Below are 15,243 nucleotides of genomic sequence, written 5' to 3'. Positions count from 1 at the left end.
TCGCCTGTGGCAGCCACCTCACTTGAGCTGCCCGGCGGTCAGGCCCGCCTGGATCTGTCGCTGGAAGGCCACGTAGACCACCAGCACCGGCAGCACCGCGATGGTCAGGCCGGCGAAGAGCTGGGCGTAGTCGCCGGCGTACCCCTGACTGACGGCGAGCGAGCTCAGCCCCTGGGCGAGCATCCGATCCGGCCCGTCGCCGGGGATGAGCACCTGGGGCAGCAGGAACTGGTTCCAGTGGCTGAGGAAGTTGAAGATCCCGACGCTGATCAGTCCCGGTCGCGCCATCGGCAGCATCACCCGGAAGAACAGCCGGAAGTGGCCGCACCCGTCGATCATCGCGGCCTCCGCCACCGAGGTCGGCAGCGTCCGGAAGAAGGCGGTCAGGAAGAACACCGTGAACGGCAGCGAGTACGCCGTGTACACCAGGATCAGCCCGGGCCAGGTGCCGAGCAGGCCGACGCTGCGGACCACGAAGAAGAGCGGCACCAGGGCCAGGAAGACCGGGAACATCATCCCGCCGACGAACAGGTAGTAGACCACCTGGCGGCCGCGGAACTCGTAGCGGGCGAAGACGTACGCGGCGGTGGCGCCGAGCAGCATGGTCAGGCTCAGCGAGCCGGTCACCACCACCAGGCTGTTGAAGAAGAACCGGCCGATGTGGGCGTTGGTCCAGGCACGCGCCCAGTTGTCGAACCGCAACGCCTCGGGCAGCCCCCACGGGTCGGCGATGATCTCGCCGTTGCTCTTCAGCGAGCTGAGCAGCATCCAGGCCAGCGGCAGGATGGTCATCGCCGCCCAGAGCAGCAGGAAGCCGTGCGAGAAGACGTTTGCCACGCCCGACTCGCGGCGCGGCGGCCGGTCGGCCGGGGCGGTGTCGCGCGGCACGGCGACGGTCGGCGCGCCGGTTTCCACTGTGGTCACGAGTACTCGATCCGATCACGCCGGGCGGTCCGTAGCGCCAGCACCGCCACCGAGAGGGTCAGGAAGAACATGGCCACGCCGATCGCCGAGGCGTACCCGAACTTGTTCTCACTGCCGAACGAGGTGTCGTACATCCGCAGGCCGATGACGTCGGAGGAGAAGTTCGGCCCGCCGTTGGTCATGAGCTGGACCAGGATGAATCCGTCCAGCGCCGCGATGGCCAGGTAGATCCAGGCCACCTGGATGGTGTCCCAGAGCAGCGGGATGGTGATCTTCCGCAGCATGGTGGCCCGGGACGCGCCGTCGAGCAGCACCGCCTCGTAGATGTCGCGCGGGATGGCCTGCATGGCGGCGCCGAACAGCACCACGTAGAACCCGACGTTGCTCCACACCATCACCGCCAGCACGCACCAGAACGCGAACCGCGGGTCGCCGAGCCAGGCCGGAGGGCCGGCCAACCCGATCGCGCGCAGCGCGCCGTTGAGCAGGCCGCTGGTCGGGCTGTAGATCTCCTTCCACAGCAGCGCGATGATCACCACGGAGAGCACCTGCGGGAAGAAGTAGACCAGCCGGTAGACCGCGGTGCCGCGTACCCCGGTCACCCCGGCACGGCCCTTGCGGCCCCCCATGGTGAGCATGCTGGCGAAGAAGAGACCCAGCGCGATGGTCACCACCGGCACCACCGCGAGCAGGATCGCGTTGTTCTTCAACGCGTTCCAGACGTACCCGTCGTGCAGCAGGGTGCGGAAGTTCGCCAGGCCGACCTGGTCGGCCTGCGCGGAGTAGCCCATCCAGTCGGTGGTCGAGATCTGGAACGCCTGGAGGTACGGCGAGAGCACGAAGATGCCGTAGAGCGCCAGCGGCGGCAGCAGGAAGCTGAGGATCAGCGGGAGTCGGCCGTGTCGCATCCGATCGTCACGCGGCCCGCTTGTACTTCTTGACCGAGCTGTCCGAGGCGATCGAGTCGGCGCCCTTCTGGCACTGGTCGAGGAACTCGGCCGGGGAGATCCGGCCGCTGAAGAACTCGCCGCAGGCGGCGTCGACCAGATTGCGCTCCAGCTTGCGGTAGTAGTTGTTGTAGACCCAGTTGAACCCGTTGGCGCCGGACGCGTCCAGCGCCTTGACCACGGTGCCCAGCCCGAACGGCAGCTCGACGCCGTCGGTGGCGCCGGCGACCACGGGCAGGCTGGCGACCTTCTTCGTGAAGTCCTGTGCGCCCTTGCGCGACAGCATGGTCCGGAAGTATTCCAGCCCGCCGGCCACGTTCTTCGCCTTCGCCGGCACCATGAACGGCTCGCCCGCGGTGCCCCGGATCGCCTCGAACGGCAGCTTGTCGCCGCTGCCCAGGCTCGGGGTGGGCGCGACGGTCATGTTGAAGCCGGCCGGGGTGACGTCCTTCTGCTCGCTCTCCAGCCAGGAGCCGCAGGAGATGAACGCGGCCTTGCCCTGGCACCAGGCGGTCTGCGACTGCTTGTGGTCGAGCCCGGGCGAGCCGTCGAGGATGAACTTGTCCTTCACGATCTGGTGCCAGGCGTCGGCGGCGGTCTTCATGGCGTCCGACTTCCAGGCGTTGGGCTCCAGGTTGTCGATGGCCAGCGCGACCGAGGGACCGCCCAGCTTGATCGCGGTGGAGATCAGCGGCCAGCTCATGTAGCGGGGGTGCAGGCCGGCGTACGTCCAGGGGGCGATGCCGGCGGCCTTGATCTGCCGGCAGAGCGCGATGTGTTCGTCCCAGGTCTTGGCGTAGTTCCAGCCGCGGTCGGCGAAGAGCTTGGTGGAGTGCCAGATGCCGTACACGGTGTAGGTGTAGTTGAGCACCAGGAACCTGCCGTCGTACGAGCCGACCTCGACGGTGCCGGGCAGCAGCGTGTCCTTGACCGTCTTGCCGGGCGTGTCGAGGCTCGGCGCGGCGAGCAGCTCGCCGAGGTCGGCCAGCGCGTCCTGGGAGACCAGCCCGTTGAAGTCGATCTGGCCGGCGCCGGAGTTGTTGACCACGTCCGGCGGGCTGCCGTCGACGAAGCGGGGCTGGAGCGTCTTGCTGATCTCCTGGGTGGCCGAGTGCTTGATCTCCGCCTTCGGGTGGTTCTCCTTGTACATGGCCTCGTGGGCCTTGGCGTACTCCTCGCCGAAGCCGCCGTTGAAGATCACCACCTCGAGCGGGGCGTCCTCCTTCACGCCGAGCGGGTTCTGCTCGCTCTTGGTCCCCTGGTAGGCGCCGGCGTCGCCCTTGTCGTCGCCGCCGGAGGTGGCGCAGCCGGCGAGCAGCCCGGCGGCGGGGGTGGCCAGCAGACCGGCGGCGGCGCTGCGCCGGAGGATGTCACGCCTGTTCATCGCATCTCCTCGGTGACTCTGTCGCTTCTCTTCACGAGACAGGTTTTCGTTGAAGAATTTCTACGCTGACCGGACGCGGACCACAAGACCTCAAGACCGATCCGTTATCCGTACCGGTCTCCGACGGCTGGCATAGCCTGGGCCCATGCGCCGCCTGCGGCAGCTCGCCGAGCGCACGCCGCCGGGGCGGGATCGCTACGTCGACCTGCTCCGGGCGCTGGCCATCGCCCTGGTCGTGCTCGGCCATTGGGGCGTGACCGTGATCGGCTACGAGCACGGCCGCCCGTCCGGCCACTCGGCGCTGCCCGACCTGCCCTGGGCCTGGCCGCTGACCTGGGTGGCCCAGGTGATGCCGGTGTTCTTCCTGGTCGGCGGCTACGCCAACGCCGCCTCGCTGGCCGCCCGCCGGGGCCGGGGTGGCACCGCGAGCGGCTGGCTGGTGGACCGCAGTGCCCGGCTGGTCCGGCCGACCACCGCGCTGCTGCTGGTGCTGGCCGCCGGCGCCGCGGTCGCCACCGCGCGTGGCGCCGAGCCGGCGCAGGTCCGGACCGTGGTCTGGTTCGCCACCATCCCGCTCTGGTTCCTGGTCGCCTACTTCGTGGTGGTGGCGCTGACCCCGCCGATGTACGCGCTGCACCGCCGGCTCGGGCTCGCCGTGCCGGTGGCGCTGGCCGGACTCGTCGCGCTCGGCGACCTCGGCCGGCTCCTCGGCCCGGCCGCCCTGGCCGACGGCAACTACCTGTTCGCCTGGCTGGCCGTGCACCAGCTCGGCTTCGCCTGGTACGACGCCCGGTCACCCGAGCTTCCCCGCCGTCGGCGGCTGCCGCTGGACCGGCGGGCCGGCGCGACGCTGCTGACGGTCGGGCTGGCCGCGCTGGTGCTGCTGACCACCGTCGGGCCGTACCCGGTGGCGATGCTGCACGTGCCGGGCGAGCGGCTGGACAACGCCGCGCCGCCGAGCCTGGCGCTGCTCGCCGCGGCCACCGGCCAACTCGGTCTGATCCTGCTGCTGCGGCGTCCGGCCGGCCGCCGGCTGCGGCGGTCCGACCCGTGGCAGGCGGTGATCGCGGTCAACGCGGTGGTGCTCACCGTCTTCCTCTGGCACCTCACCGCCGCGATCCTGCTGGTCGGCCTGCTCGACGCGCTCGGCGTGCTGCCCACTCCCCCGGTCGGCTCGGCGGCCTGGTGGGCCTGGCGGATCCCGTGGCTGCTCGCCCTGGCCGTGGTGCTGGCCGCGCTGGTCGCCGTCTTCGGCCCGATCGAGGCCCGCACCCGCCGCCCGCCCGGACCGACCGGACCGCAGGGATCGCACGGCAGCACGCCCGCCGCCGCGCCCGGAGGCCGTGCCGGCACACCCGGCCGGACGTCGACCGCGCTGGCCGTCGCCGGGTACGCCGCCCTGGTCACCGGCCTGCTGCTGAACAGCCTCGCGCCCAAGACCGCCCCGGAGCCGCTCGGCCTGCCCGCCCCGGCGCTGGTGGCGTACCTGGCCGGGGCGGGACTGCTGCGGCTGCTCAGGTCTGGGTGGGGAAGCCGAGGTTGACCCCGCCGTGGCGCGGGTCGAGCCAGCGGCTGGTGACCACCTTGCCCCGGGTGAAGAACGCGACCCCGTCGGCGCCGTGCGCGTGCAGGTCACCGAAGAGCGACGTCTTCCACCCGCCGAACGAGTAGTAGGCCATCGGCACCGGGATCGGCACGTTGATCCCGACCATGCCGGCCTCCACCTCGTGCTGGTAGCGCCGGGCGGCACCGCCGTCGTTGGTGAAGATCGCGGTGCCGTTGCCGTACGGGCTGGCGTTGACCAGCTCCACCGCCTCGTCGTACGAGCCGACCCGCAGCACGCTCAGCACCGGGCCGAAGATCTCGTCGGTGTAGATCGACATCTCCGGCGTGACGTGGTCGAAGAGGGTCGGGCCGAGCCAGAAGCCGCCGGGCTCGCCGTCCGGCGTGACGTCCCGCCCGTCCACCACCGGCACGGCGCCGGCCGCCACGCCGGCCTCCACGTAGGACCGGACCCGCCGGGCGTGCGCCGCGGTGACCAGCGGTCCCATGTCGCAGCCGCGCCGGCCGTCACCGGTGCGCAGCCGGGCCATCCGCTCGGCGATCCGCTCGACCAGCGCGTCGGCCACCGGCTCCACCGCGACCAGCGCGGAGATCGCCATGCACCGCTCCCCGGCCGAGCCGAAACCGGCGTTGACCGCGGCGTCGGCGGCCAGGTCCAGGTCGGCGTCGGGAAGCACCACCATGTGGTTCTTCGCCCCGCCCAGCGCCTGGACCCGCTTGCCGGCCAGCGCACCACGCTGGTGCACGTACCGGGCCACCGGGGTGGAGCCGACGAACGACACGGCCCGTACGCCGGGGTGGTCGAGCAGCGCGTCGACCGCCTCCTTGTCGCCGTTGACGACGTTGAGCACCCCGTCGGGCAGGCCCGCCTCGGTGAACCACTCGGCCAGCAGCAGCGCCGCGCTCGGGTCCTTCTCGCTCGGCTTGAGCACCACCGCGTTGCCGCAGGCGATCGCCACCGGCACGAACCAGAGCGGCACCATCACCGGGAAGTTGAACGGGGAGATCACCGCGACCACGCCCAGCGGCTGCCGCAGGCTGTACGAGTCGACCTCGGTGGACACGTTCTCGCTGAACCCGCCGCGCAGCGCCGAGGCGATGCCGCAGGCGTACTCGATCACCTCCAGGCCGCGTTGCACCTCGCCGGCGGCGTCCGCGAGCACCTTGCCGTGCTCGGCGGTGATCGCCTCGGCGAGCCGGTCCCGGCGGGCGTGCACCAGCTCGCGGACGGCGAACAGCACCGCCGTGCGCCGAGCCAGCGAGGCGTCCCGCCAGCCCCGGGCGGCCCGTCCGGCGGCCTCCACCGCGCCGGCCACGTCGGTGGCCCCGGCCAGCGCCACCTGCCCGGTACGCCGGCCGGTGGCCGGGTCGAAGACGTCGCCGCGCCGCCCGGAGTCACCGGCGGCCCGCCTGCCGTCGACGTAGTGCCCGATGACGTTCACGCCGTTTCCTCCACGCAGGTCCGGATCGCGTCGACCAGGATGGCCAGGCCCTCGCGGGCCTCGTCCTCGGTCAGGGTCAGCGGCGGGCCCATCCGCACCACGTTGCCGTACAGGCCGCCCTTGCCGACCAGCAGGCCGCCGGCGCGACACGCCTCGAAGACCCGGGTGGTCAGCTCCGGGTCCGGCTCGACGGTGCCGGGGCGGACGAACTCGACGGCCAGCATGAGGCCCTTGCCGCGTACCTCGGCGACCCGGTCCAGGCCGGCGGTGGCGGCCCGCAGGCCGTCGCCGAGGATCGCGCCGACCCGGGCGGCGTTGGCCTGCAGGTCGTGGTCGAGCAGGTAGTCGAGGACCGCGTTGCCGGCGGCGGTGGAGACCGGGTTGCCGCCGAACGTGGAGAAGCTGATCGCCGGCACCGCCTCCAGCACCTCGGCCCGGCCGACCACGCCGGCCAGGGCGAAGCCGTTGCCGATGCCCTTGGCGAAGGTGAGCAGGTCCGGGACGACCCCGTGCGCCTGGTAGCCCCAGAAGTGCTCGCCGGTGCGCCCCCAGCCGGTCTGCACCTCGTCGCTGATCAGCAGGATGCCGTGCTCGTCGAGCACCTTCTTCCAGGCGGCGAGGAGCCCGTCCGGGCCGTGCGTGAAGCCACCGACGCCCTGGATCGGTTCGGCGATCAGGCAGGCCACGTCGCCGGCGGTCTGGGTGGCGAGCACCTCACGCAGGTCCTCCACCGCGGCCTCGACCCGGTCGTCGGCGTCGAGCCGGGCCAGCAGGCCGCGCAGCCGCTCGCCGGAGTGCAGCCAGGCCACCTGCAGCGGGTTGAGCGCGCTGGCCGACCAGGCGCGGTTGCCGGTGACGCCCATCGCCGCGTACGACCGGCCGTGGTAGCTGTTGCGCACGGCGAGGATCTGGTGCGAGCGCCGGTGGTTGGTGGCGACCAGCAACGCGGCCTCGTTCGCCTCGGTGCCGGAGTTGGTGAAGAAGACGCGGGCGTCCGGGATGCCGGAGAGCCGGGCGATCTTCTCGGCCAGCTCGACCTGCTGGCGGATCAGGTAGAGCGTGGAGCTGTGCACGAGACCGGTGCGCAGTTGCCGCTGCACCGCCTCCCGGATCTCCGGGATGTCGTAGCCGATCATGTTGGTCAGCACGCCGCCGAAGAAGTCCAGGTAGCTGCGTCCGGCCGCGTCGGTGACCCGGCGGCCGGAGCCGGCGACCAGTTCGAGCGGTTCGGCGTAGTAGAGCGGCATCCAGGACGGGAGCACGGCCCGGTGCCGGGCCAGCAGGTCGTCGGTGGTCATCGGCGCACCCTTCAGCGGCGGTTGGTCCCCGCACGCTCCCACCGCTCGGGGGCAGGGACAACTGTCACTGTGTCGCGCGAGGGCACCACCCACCTGACACCACGTACCCGGCCGGTGGCGGACGCACGGCGGGGCCGGTGCCCGGCGAACCGCCGCGCACCGGCCCGCGAGCCGGGTCGTCAGTTGACGTAGACGCCCGGGCTGCCGGTCTTGCTGGTGTCCTTCACCGGCGAGTACGTCGCGGTGAAGTAGGCGGTGCCGAAGCAGAGCGACGGGCCGGAGAACTTGGTCAGGGTCTGGTTGGTGAAGCTGATCGAGTTGGTGGCGTTCGCCGCCGCGCCGGTGAGCGTGTTCGTGCCGGTCCGGTAGACGCAGGTGATCGTGCCGAGCAGCGAGTTCAGCACGACGGTGCTCTGGATCGGCGCGGCCGCGGTGCCGGAGATGGTGACCACGCCGGCGCTGGTGACCTTGGTGGAGTACGGCAGGTTGTTGACGGTCACGCTCTGCACGCCGGTGGTGCCGAAGACGTTCGTGGTGCAGCTGGTGAACGTCTGCGCGGTGAGGCTCTCGGTGGCGGTGCCGGGGGCGGTCGGGTTGGTCAGCACCTTGGCGCTGAAGCTGGACGCGGCGCACTTGATGCCGGTGGTGCCGCTGGACGAGGAGTAGAAGGTGGCGTTGGTGCCGGTCTTCAGGCTGGCCTGGATGACGTCGCCCACCGAGACCGCGGTGCCGGCGGGGGCCGGGTAGGTCAGCACGGCGCTGGCCAGTGCGGTGGCGGGGGCGGCGGTGGCGGGGGCGGTGCCGATCAGACCGGTCAGCAGCGTCAGGGCGGCGAGGCCCGCGCCGATACGTCCGTACCTGGGCATGATGGTTCCTTCCGGCGGTGGGACGGGGGTGGTGGAACCGGGCGGCGATAATGGCGGCCGGTCGAGCCTCCGCGGTGATCACCAGAGGTGACCGACCGCGAACTGAGCGTGTCGAAAGTTATAAACCTCGGAGGGTCGTAAAGTCAACGCATCAAGGAGGGCCGATATATTGACCATCCAGAGTCCGCCCCCGCCGGCACCCCTGCCGGGCGCGCGGCACGGCCGCGACCCCGACCGCGCGATCAAGCGCGGCCCGCGGCGGGTGCCGGCCGAGGAGGTGGCGGCGACCCAGCGCGACCGCCTCTTCGACGGCCTGGTGCGGGAGGTCGCCACCCGGGGGTACGACAACGCCCGGGTCAGCGACATCTGCCACGCCGCCGGGGTCACCCGGCCGGCCTTCTACGCCCTGTTCAGCGGCAAGCAGGACGCGTTCCTCGCCGCGTACCGGCACGGCATCGCGGTGGTTTCGCAGTTGATGGCCACCGCCTACGCCGAGGCCGGGCCGGCCTGGCCGGATGCCGCCCGGGCGGCGCTGCGCACCCTGCTCGACGTGCTGGCCAGCGTGCCCGCCTTCGCCCGGATGGCACTTGTCGAGGTGGACGCGGCCGGCCCGGACGCCCGCCGGGAGCGGGACGCGTTGCTGCACAGCTTCCGCCGGTTCTTCACCGACGCCGGCCCGGGGCCGACGGTCGACGGGGTGGACCGCGACGTGCTGGTGTCCACCGTGGTCGGCGGCATCTACGCCACGATCCGCGCCCGGGTGACCCAGGGGCGGGCGGAGGATCTGCCGCTGCTGCTGCCGGTCCTCACGTACGCGGCCACCGCGCCCTTCCTCGGCCCCGAGGACGCCCGCCGGGCCACCCGGCCGACCCACCCCGACGACGGACCGAGCACGGTCGCCCCCTGCGCACCCTGACGATCGGTGGAAAACCGCAGCGGTTTTTCACTTTGGCCGCATTTCGCAGATACCGACTAACGATCTGTTGACCGCTCGTTTACTCAGCGGTAACTTCGGCCTGCGCCCTGGCGCGGAAATCTTGCGAAGCCAATTTACATCGTCGTGAATGAATTGATCTCGAAAGGGAGCCGCCATGTCGGAGCAGACCGCACCGATCGAGCCCGGCCAACCGAGCAGCGGCGTGCGCTGGCGCCGGTTCGCCATCACGCTCGGCACCGTCGCGGCCGGCGCGGCCGGCATGGTCGTGCTGACCGCGCAGGGCGTGCTCGGCGCGCAGTTCGCCATCTCCGGCATGCCGTTCACCGTCACCGCCGACAAACTGGAGGGCACCGGGTTCGAGCAGTTCGCCACGCTCGACCAGATGATCCCGGACAGCCCCAACCAGGGCGACACCGGCGGCCAGGTGGTGGTGATCGTGTCGGCCATCGACAAGGCCGAGCTGACCAATCTCTGTCAGAGCATCAGCCTGGGCGGGATCAACCTACGAATCACCGCCGGCGGTTCCGGCAAGCCGGTCACCGCACGCACGCTCGTCGTCGACGGCGACGAGATCGCCGGCAACGCCTCCTTCCGCAACATCAACGTGGGCCAGGACGCCAGCACCGTCGATCAGGTCCCCGGCGTCAAGGGCAACCCCGGCGTCTTCGCCCAGCAGGCCGACACGGTGACCATCAACAACCTGCGGCAGAACAACTACGCCACCACCGCCGCCGTCTTCACACTGCCCAACCTGCACATGGGCTTCAGCTCCGACGGGTGCTGAGGTGAGCGCCGGACAGCACGCGGCGCCGGTCGCCCGCCCCGGCGGGCAATGGCGTCGCTGGCGGCGGGCCCGCCCCTTCACCGCCGGGCTGCTGATCGCGCTCGGCGGCGCCGAGATGCTGGTGACCCTGCGCGCGCCGCTCGGGGTGCTGCTGCACGTCGGGCCGCAGGGGCTGGCCGCGTACCTGGTCCCGGCCATCCTCGTGCTCTGCGGGGTGCTGCTGGTCGCCACCCCGCAGCAGCGGGTCTTCTACGCGGTGCTGTCCCTGCTGCTCGGGCTGGTCTCCTGGCTCACCTCGAACCTGGGCGGCTTCGTGATCGGCATGCTGCTCGCCCTGGTCGGCGGCGCGCTCGCGTTCGCCTGGACCCCGGACAAGCACCGGGGCTGAACCTCAGCGGGCCGTGTCGGCCACCGCCTGCGCGAACACCTCGGAGCGGTGCTCGAAGTTGCGGAACCGGCCGTAGCTCGGCGCGGCCGGTGACAGCAGCACCACCCCGCCGGCCGGCGTGAGCTTGCGGGCCAGGCCGACTGCGGCGACCAGGTCGTCGGCCAGTTCGGTGCGCACCGCCGGCAGCCCGGCGAGCGCCTCGACGATGCGCGGGCCGCTGTCCGGGATGCCGATCACGGTGATCTCCCGCTCGGCGAGGTGCTCGCGCAGCGGGGCGTAGTCGAGCCCTCGGTCGGTGCCGCCGACGATCACGGTCAACGGCCGCCCCTCGTACGCGTCGATCGCGTGCATGGCCGCGTACGGGCTGGTCGCCAGCGTGTCGTCGACGAAGGTGAGCCCGGACGGGTCGGCGATCTCGGTGAGCCGGTGGGCCAGGCCCTGGAACTCGGCGACCGCCACGGCGAGGGTGTCCCGCCGGGCCACCACGTCCACCCCCAGCGCGTCCAGCACGGCCAGCGCCACGCACAGGTTGCCCTCGTTGTGCCGGCCGACCAGCGGCAGCACGGCGCGCGGGAAGAGCGGCGCGTCCCCCAGGTGGAACCACGGCGCGCCGTCCGCACCGGTGGCCACGTGGGTGGTGTCCGGCGAGCCGGCCCGCACCACGGCCCGGTCGCCCAGTTCCACGGCCAGCCGCGGGTCGGCGCCGTTGACCACGACCGTGTGCGGGCCGTTCGCGACCAGGTTGAGCTTGTCCCGGTAGTACTCCCGCTCGCCGCCGTGCGCGTCCAGGTGCTCGGGGAAGAGCGCGGTCACCACCGCCACCCGGGGCGAGTCGGTCAGGTCGGCGCACTGGTAGCTGGACAGCTCCAGCACGTACAGCTCCGCCTCGGGCAGGTCGAGCAGCGGCACGCCGATGTTGCCGCCGAACACGTTCGGCCGGTCCATCGCGGTGAGCAGGTGGCTGATCAGGCTGGAGGTGGTGCTCTTGCCCTTGCTGCCGGTCACCCCGACGGTCCGGTCCGCGTGGTCGGCCATCCAGAGCGCGCTGCCCTGGGTGACCGGGACAGCGCGGCGGCGCAGTTCCACCATCCACGGGTGGGTGTTCGGCACCCCGGGCGAGCGGACCACCACGTCGGCGGCGGCCAACCGCGCGAAGCCCTCCTCGCCGGTGACCAGCGGCGCCGCGGCGGCGAGCGGGCCCTCCCAGGGCAGGGAGAGGAAGTTCGCGCTGTCGTCGACGGCGACCAGGTCGGCCGGGCCGTGCGCGGCGATCGCGATCACGGCGGCCCGGCCCTCGCGGCCGGCGCCCCAGACGGCGACATGACGTCCGCGCAGATCAGACAGGCGCACGGGCTCTCCTCGGGCTCGGTCGGTGCTCGGCGGGCGGGGTCCGGCCCAGCCGGACACGGGCGGACGAACCAGGGCCTATTATGGCGTGTGCCCAACGAGCAGCTGCGGCGGATGGACGCCTTCACCTTCCCGTCCTACTCGATCGACTTCGCCACGGGCGAGGTCCTGTTCGACTACGCCCTGACCGGTCCCGACGGCGAGCGGCGGTTCACCGAGGTGATCACGCTTCCGCTGCCGGCGGAGCCGGTCTCCGACGCCACCGCGGCCACCCTCGGCCGGGTGCTGGAGCTGCTGCACGTGGTCGCCGGCGTCAGCTACTACAAGGCCGCCGCGCCGCCCCGGCTGGTGCTGCCCGCGCCGCTGGGCGCCGCCGCCGTCGAGCTGGTCACCGCCGTCTACACCAAGGGCCTCGCCGAGTACGCGTACCGCAACGAGCTGCCGCACGTGCTGGCCCTGCGCCCCGAGGTGCCGGCCGGTGCGGTGGATCCGGCCACCCCGCTGGACAACTCCGACCGCCGCCCGCTGTCGGCCGTCGGCGGCGGCAAGGACTCCATCGTCACGCTGGAGGCGCTGCGCCGCGCCGGGTTCGACCCGGTGCCCTTCTCGGTCAACCCGAACCACGTCATCGTCTCGGTGAACGAGGCGTCCGACCTGGTGCCGCTGGCCGCCCGGCGGCGCCTCGACCCGGTGCTGTTCGAGCTGAACGCGGCCGGGGCGCGCAACGGGCACATCCCGGTCACCGCGATCAACTCGCTGATCGCGGTCGCCACCGCCGTGCTGCACGGGCTCGGGCCGGTGGTGATGTCCAACGAGCGCTCCGCGTCCGACCCGAACCTCGTCTGGCAGGGCCACGAGATCAACCACCAGTGGTCCAAGGGCGTCGAGGCGGAGGGGCTGCTGCGCGCGGCGCTGGCCGAGCACGCCGGGCTCACCGAACCGTACTTCTCGCTCCTGCGCTCCCTGTCCGAGCTGCACATCGCCCGGCTGTTCGCCGAGATCGACCGCTACGACGCGGTGGTGACCAGCTGCAACGCCGCGTTCAAGCTGCGCGACGCGAGCGAGCGCTGGTGCCGCGACTGCCCGAAGTGCCGCTTCGTCTTCCTGGCCATGGCCCCGTTCATGCCCCGCGAGCGGCTCACCGGCATCTTCGGCGGCGACCTGCTGGCCGACGAGTCCCAGCTTGCCGGCTACCGGGAGCTGCTCGGCATCGACGGGCACAAGCCGTTCGAGTGCGTCGGCGAGGTGGAGGAGTCGGTGGTCGCGCTGAGCCTGCTCGCGCAGCGGGACCAGTGGCGCGACGCCCCGGTGGTCCGCGCCCTGGCGGCGGCGCTGCCGGACACCGCCTGGTCGGCGGCGTCGGCCTCGGACGTCTTCACCCCCGGCGGCCCGAACTTCGTCCCCGCCCCCTACGCCAAGGCCCTCACCGCCCTCACCTGAGGACGGCCCACCCGACTTCGACGGCGGCGTGTCGCCGCCAGGACGACAGTGCCGTGCGAAAGCGCCTTGCCTGGTGCTCCGGTCACCCGGAGCAGCCCGGACCGCTGCGGGCGAGCGAGCAGGCGTCACGGGGTGCGGACGGCGTCCAGTGCCAGCAGGGCCACGTGCAGGGAGAGGCACTGCTCCACGGAGTCGAGGTCGGCGTCGAGGATGCGGCCGATGCGCGCCAGCCGCTCGTAGAAGGCGGGCCGGGACAGGTGCGCGGCCACCGCCGCCGCCGACTTGTTCCGCCCCTGCTCCAGGTAGGCCCGCAGCGTGTCGAGCAGTTGCTCCCGGGGGTGCTGCGCGTCGTACGCCAGCAGCGGGCCGAGTTCACGCTCGACGAACGTCTGCAGCCGGGGCTCGTCACGCAGCAGGTGCAGCAGGCCGGCCAGCCCGACGTGCGGCAGCCGGAAGCAGGGCAGATCCCGCGGATCCCGCCGGGCCGCCTCGGCGATCTGGCGTGCCTCGACCAGTGACCGGCGCGCCTCCCGCAGGCTGCCCACCCCGGACCCGGCCGCGACCACGACCGCCGGCCGGGACGGACCGTCGACCGGGCGCGCGCCCCCGACCCGATCGGCCCCGTCGACCGGGCGGCCCGGGCGCGGGGTGAACGGGCGGAGGGGGGCGGCGTCGAGGCGTACCCGGCGCAACGCCGCGGCGAACGCGGCGAGCGCCTTCTCCTCGGCGCCCGGGTCGGGCAGGGCCAGCAGCGCACCCACCGCGTGGTCGTCGACGGCGCTGGTCAGCGCGGGGAGCTTGGCCTCGCGCACCGCCTGGCCGACCGCCTCGGCGAGGTCGCGCAGCCGGGCTGGACCGGCCTCGGGGCCGACGGCGTCCCGGTCGCGGCGCCGCGCCGCGCCGGGGTCCTCGGCGTCCGGTCCGGTGTCGCCGGCCGGATCGTCGCTGCGGTGCCGGACCACCACGCCGACCAGGTGCCGGCGGTCCAGGGTGACGCCGAGCGCCTTGGCGCGCAGCGCCACCTCGTCCACCGGGCGGGAGTGGTCGATCAGCGCGGTCAGCAGGGTGCGGTGGATCTGCCGTTCCAGGCCCTCCGCGTCGCGGCGGATCAGCCGGCCCAGGGCCAGCGTGGAGGCGGCGCGCTCGATCAGGATGGTGAGCCGGGTGGGCGGCGCGGCCTCGGCCGCCGGCCAGCGCAGCAGCAGCCGTCCCCAGTCCTGTCCCCGCGCGCCGACGGTGGTGACCAGCCAGCCGCTGTCCGGGTCGTACGCGGTGCGCCCGGCCGGCCGGATCCGCCGGGAGTGCTGCTCCCAGCCGTCCAGCAGCAGCTCCGCGCTCTCCCCCGCCGGGTCGTACGCGAGCACCTGCCGGGACAGGTTCTCCAGCACCACCGGGCAGCCGGCCAACTCGGCGGCCTGCCGCAGCACCTCGGCCGGCTCGGCGCCCTCCACGGACAGTTCGGTGAACCGCTGGTGGATCTCCTCGGTGGCCCGCAGTTCGGTGAGCTGGGCGTCCACGATCAGCGCGTGCACCGCCTCGGTGATGCGGACGAACGGGGTGGCCCGGCGCAGCTCGACCAGCGGCAGCCCGCGCCGTTCGGCGGCGGTCGCCATCACCCGCGGCACGGCGCTGACGTAGCGGCGGCCCAGCTCGACGACCAGCCCGGAGACGCCGACGTCGGCCAGGTCGCCGATGAACGCGCGCAGCCCGGCGTCCTCGGCGGGCAGCCCGATCCCGGTGGTGAGCACCAGCTCCCCGCCCCGGAGCAGGGTGGCGATGTCAGGCACCTCGGCCACGTGCACCCACCGCACCGGGCGGTCCAGCCCGGCCTCGCCGGCGACCAGGCGGGGCGCGCCGTGACGCACCGGCACCAGGGCGAGCACCTCACGCACGGTAGGAAACACGGGCGACACGCTACCCTGC

The 15,243-nt window shown here is 72.7% G+C and carries 13 protein-coding genes; 5 read left to right on the top strand and 8 right to left on the bottom strand.

Annotated elements, in window-relative coordinates:
* Positions 1 to 18 precede the first annotated feature (18 nt).
* Genes ACGFI2_RS17905 through ngcE form a run of 3 tightly spaced genes read right to left on the bottom strand, consistent with a single transcriptional unit; the run spans position 19 to position 3,255 of the window.
* Positions 19 to 924 carry a carbohydrate ABC transporter permease gene (locus ACGFI2_RS17905; RefSeq protein WP_393517938.1) on the bottom strand — a complete coding sequence of 302 codons (906 nt, stop codon included), beginning with the start codon at positions 922 to 924 and terminating at the stop codon, positions 19 to 21.
* Positions 921 to 1,832, bottom strand: coding sequence for a carbohydrate ABC transporter permease (locus tag ACGFI2_RS17900; RefSeq protein WP_393517935.1), 912 nt, complete (start codon positions 1,830 to 1,832; stop codon positions 921 to 923). Before ACGFI2_RS17900 ends, ACGFI2_RS17905 begins: the two co-directional genes overlap by 4 nt.
* Positions 1,833 to 1,839: 7 nt before the next feature.
* Positions 1,840 to 3,255: an N-acetylglucosamine/diacetylchitobiose ABC transporter substrate-binding protein gene (ngcE, locus tag ACGFI2_RS17895; protein WP_393517933.1), complete on the bottom strand. Its 1,416-nt coding sequence runs from the start codon at positions 3,253 to 3,255 to the stop codon at positions 1,840 to 1,842.
* A 145-nt stretch (positions 3,256 to 3,400) separates the two neighbouring features.
* On the opposite strand from ngcE, the gene ACGFI2_RS17890 reads away from it, so the two are divergent.
* Entirely contained in the window at positions 3,401 to 4,798 is a 1,398-nt protein-coding gene (locus tag ACGFI2_RS17890; RefSeq protein WP_393517931.1) for an acyltransferase, read from the top strand.
* Here the strand turns inward: ACGFI2_RS17890 and ACGFI2_RS17885 are convergent.
* From ACGFI2_RS17885 to ACGFI2_RS17875, 3 genes are all read right to left on the bottom strand, one after another.
* On the bottom strand, positions 4,770 to 6,260 hold the full coding sequence (locus ACGFI2_RS17885; protein WP_393517929.1) for a CoA-acylating methylmalonate-semialdehyde dehydrogenase: 1,491 nt from the start codon (positions 6,258 to 6,260) through the stop codon (positions 4,770 to 4,772). The genes ACGFI2_RS17890 and ACGFI2_RS17885 overlap by 29 nt on opposite strands.
* Complete coding sequence (locus ACGFI2_RS17880; protein ID WP_393517927.1) at positions 6,257 to 7,558, bottom strand: aspartate aminotransferase family protein; 1,302 nt, start codon at positions 7,556 to 7,558, stop codon at positions 6,257 to 6,259. Before ACGFI2_RS17880 ends, ACGFI2_RS17885 begins: the two co-directional genes overlap by 4 nt.
* Before the next feature lie 179 nt (positions 7,559 to 7,737).
* Complete coding sequence (locus ACGFI2_RS17875; protein ID WP_393517924.1) at positions 7,738 to 8,424, bottom strand: Tat pathway signal sequence domain protein; 687 nt, start codon at positions 8,422 to 8,424, stop codon at positions 7,738 to 7,740.
* A gap of 169 nt (positions 8,425 to 8,593) precedes the next feature.
* Here ACGFI2_RS17875 and ACGFI2_RS17870 point away from each other — a divergent pair, with 169 nt between their 5' ends.
* From ACGFI2_RS17870 to ACGFI2_RS17860, 3 genes are all read left to right on the top strand, one after another.
* Positions 8,594 to 9,340 (top strand): TetR/AcrR family transcriptional regulator, encoded by a 747-nt coding sequence (locus ACGFI2_RS17870; RefSeq protein ID WP_393517921.1) that lies wholly within the window; start codon positions 8,594 to 8,596, stop codon positions 9,338 to 9,340.
* A 175-nt stretch (positions 9,341 to 9,515) separates the two neighbouring features.
* A complete protein-coding gene (locus tag ACGFI2_RS17865; RefSeq protein ID WP_393517918.1) occupies positions 9,516 to 10,145 on the top strand; it encodes a DUF6230 family protein in 630 nt (209 codons plus the stop codon).
* A gap of 1 nt (position 10,146) precedes the next feature.
* Positions 10,147 to 10,533, top strand: a complete 387-nt coding sequence (locus ACGFI2_RS17860) for a DUF6114 domain-containing protein (protein WP_393517915.1) — start codon at positions 10,147 to 10,149, stop codon at positions 10,531 to 10,533.
* Positions 10,534 to 10,536: 3 nt separating this feature from the next.
* Here ACGFI2_RS17860 and murD read toward each other — a convergent pair whose 3' ends face one another.
* Positions 10,537 to 11,883 (bottom strand): UDP-N-acetylmuramoyl-L-alanine--D-glutamate ligase, encoded by a 1,347-nt coding sequence (gene murD, locus ACGFI2_RS17855; protein WP_393517912.1) that lies wholly within the window; start codon positions 11,881 to 11,883, stop codon positions 10,537 to 10,539.
* 87 nt (positions 11,884 to 11,970) lie between these two features.
* Between murD and ACGFI2_RS17850 the strand changes: the two genes are divergently transcribed.
* Entirely contained in the window at positions 11,971 to 13,320 is a 1,350-nt protein-coding gene (locus tag ACGFI2_RS17850) for a hypothetical protein (protein WP_393517909.1), read from the top strand.
* A 125-nt stretch (positions 13,321 to 13,445) separates the two neighbouring features.
* Here ACGFI2_RS17850 and ACGFI2_RS17845 read toward each other — a convergent pair whose 3' ends face one another.
* Positions 13,446 to 15,233, bottom strand: a complete 1,788-nt coding sequence (locus tag ACGFI2_RS17845; RefSeq protein ID WP_393517906.1) for a PucR family transcriptional regulator — start codon at positions 15,231 to 15,233, stop codon at positions 13,446 to 13,448.
* Positions 15,234 to 15,243 lie beyond the last annotated feature (10 nt).

Source organism: Micromonospora sp. NPDC049282 (genome assembly GCF_043197045.1).
GTDB lineage: Bacteria > Actinomycetota > Actinomycetes > Mycobacteriales > Micromonosporaceae > Micromonospora.
The sequence above is the reverse complement of the archived record's forward strand: the minus strand, read 5'-3'. Positions and strand labels throughout refer to the sequence as shown.

Coding starts and splice junctions, on each gene's coding strand:
- ACGFI2_RS17865 (WP_393517918.1), top strand. CDS start 9,516: ATGTCGGAGCAGACCGCACCGATCGAGCCCGGCCAACCGAGCAGCGGC.
- ACGFI2_RS17880 (WP_393517927.1), bottom strand. CDS start 7,558: ATGACCACCGACGACCTGCTGGCCCGGCACCGGGCCGTGCTCCCGTCC.
- ACGFI2_RS17890 (WP_393517931.1), top strand. CDS start 3,401: ATGCGCCGCCTGCGGCAGCTCGCCGAGCGCACGCCGCCGGGGCGGGAT.
- ACGFI2_RS17900 (WP_393517935.1), bottom strand. CDS start 1,832: ATGCGACACGGCCGACTCCCGCTGATCCTCAGCTTCCTGCTGCCGCCG.
- ngcE (WP_393517933.1), bottom strand. CDS start 3,255: ATGAACAGGCGTGACATCCTCCGGCGCAGCGCCGCCGCCGGTCTGCTG.
- ACGFI2_RS17875 (WP_393517924.1), bottom strand. CDS start 8,424: ATGCCCAGGTACGGACGTATCGGCGCGGGCCTCGCCGCCCTGACGCTG.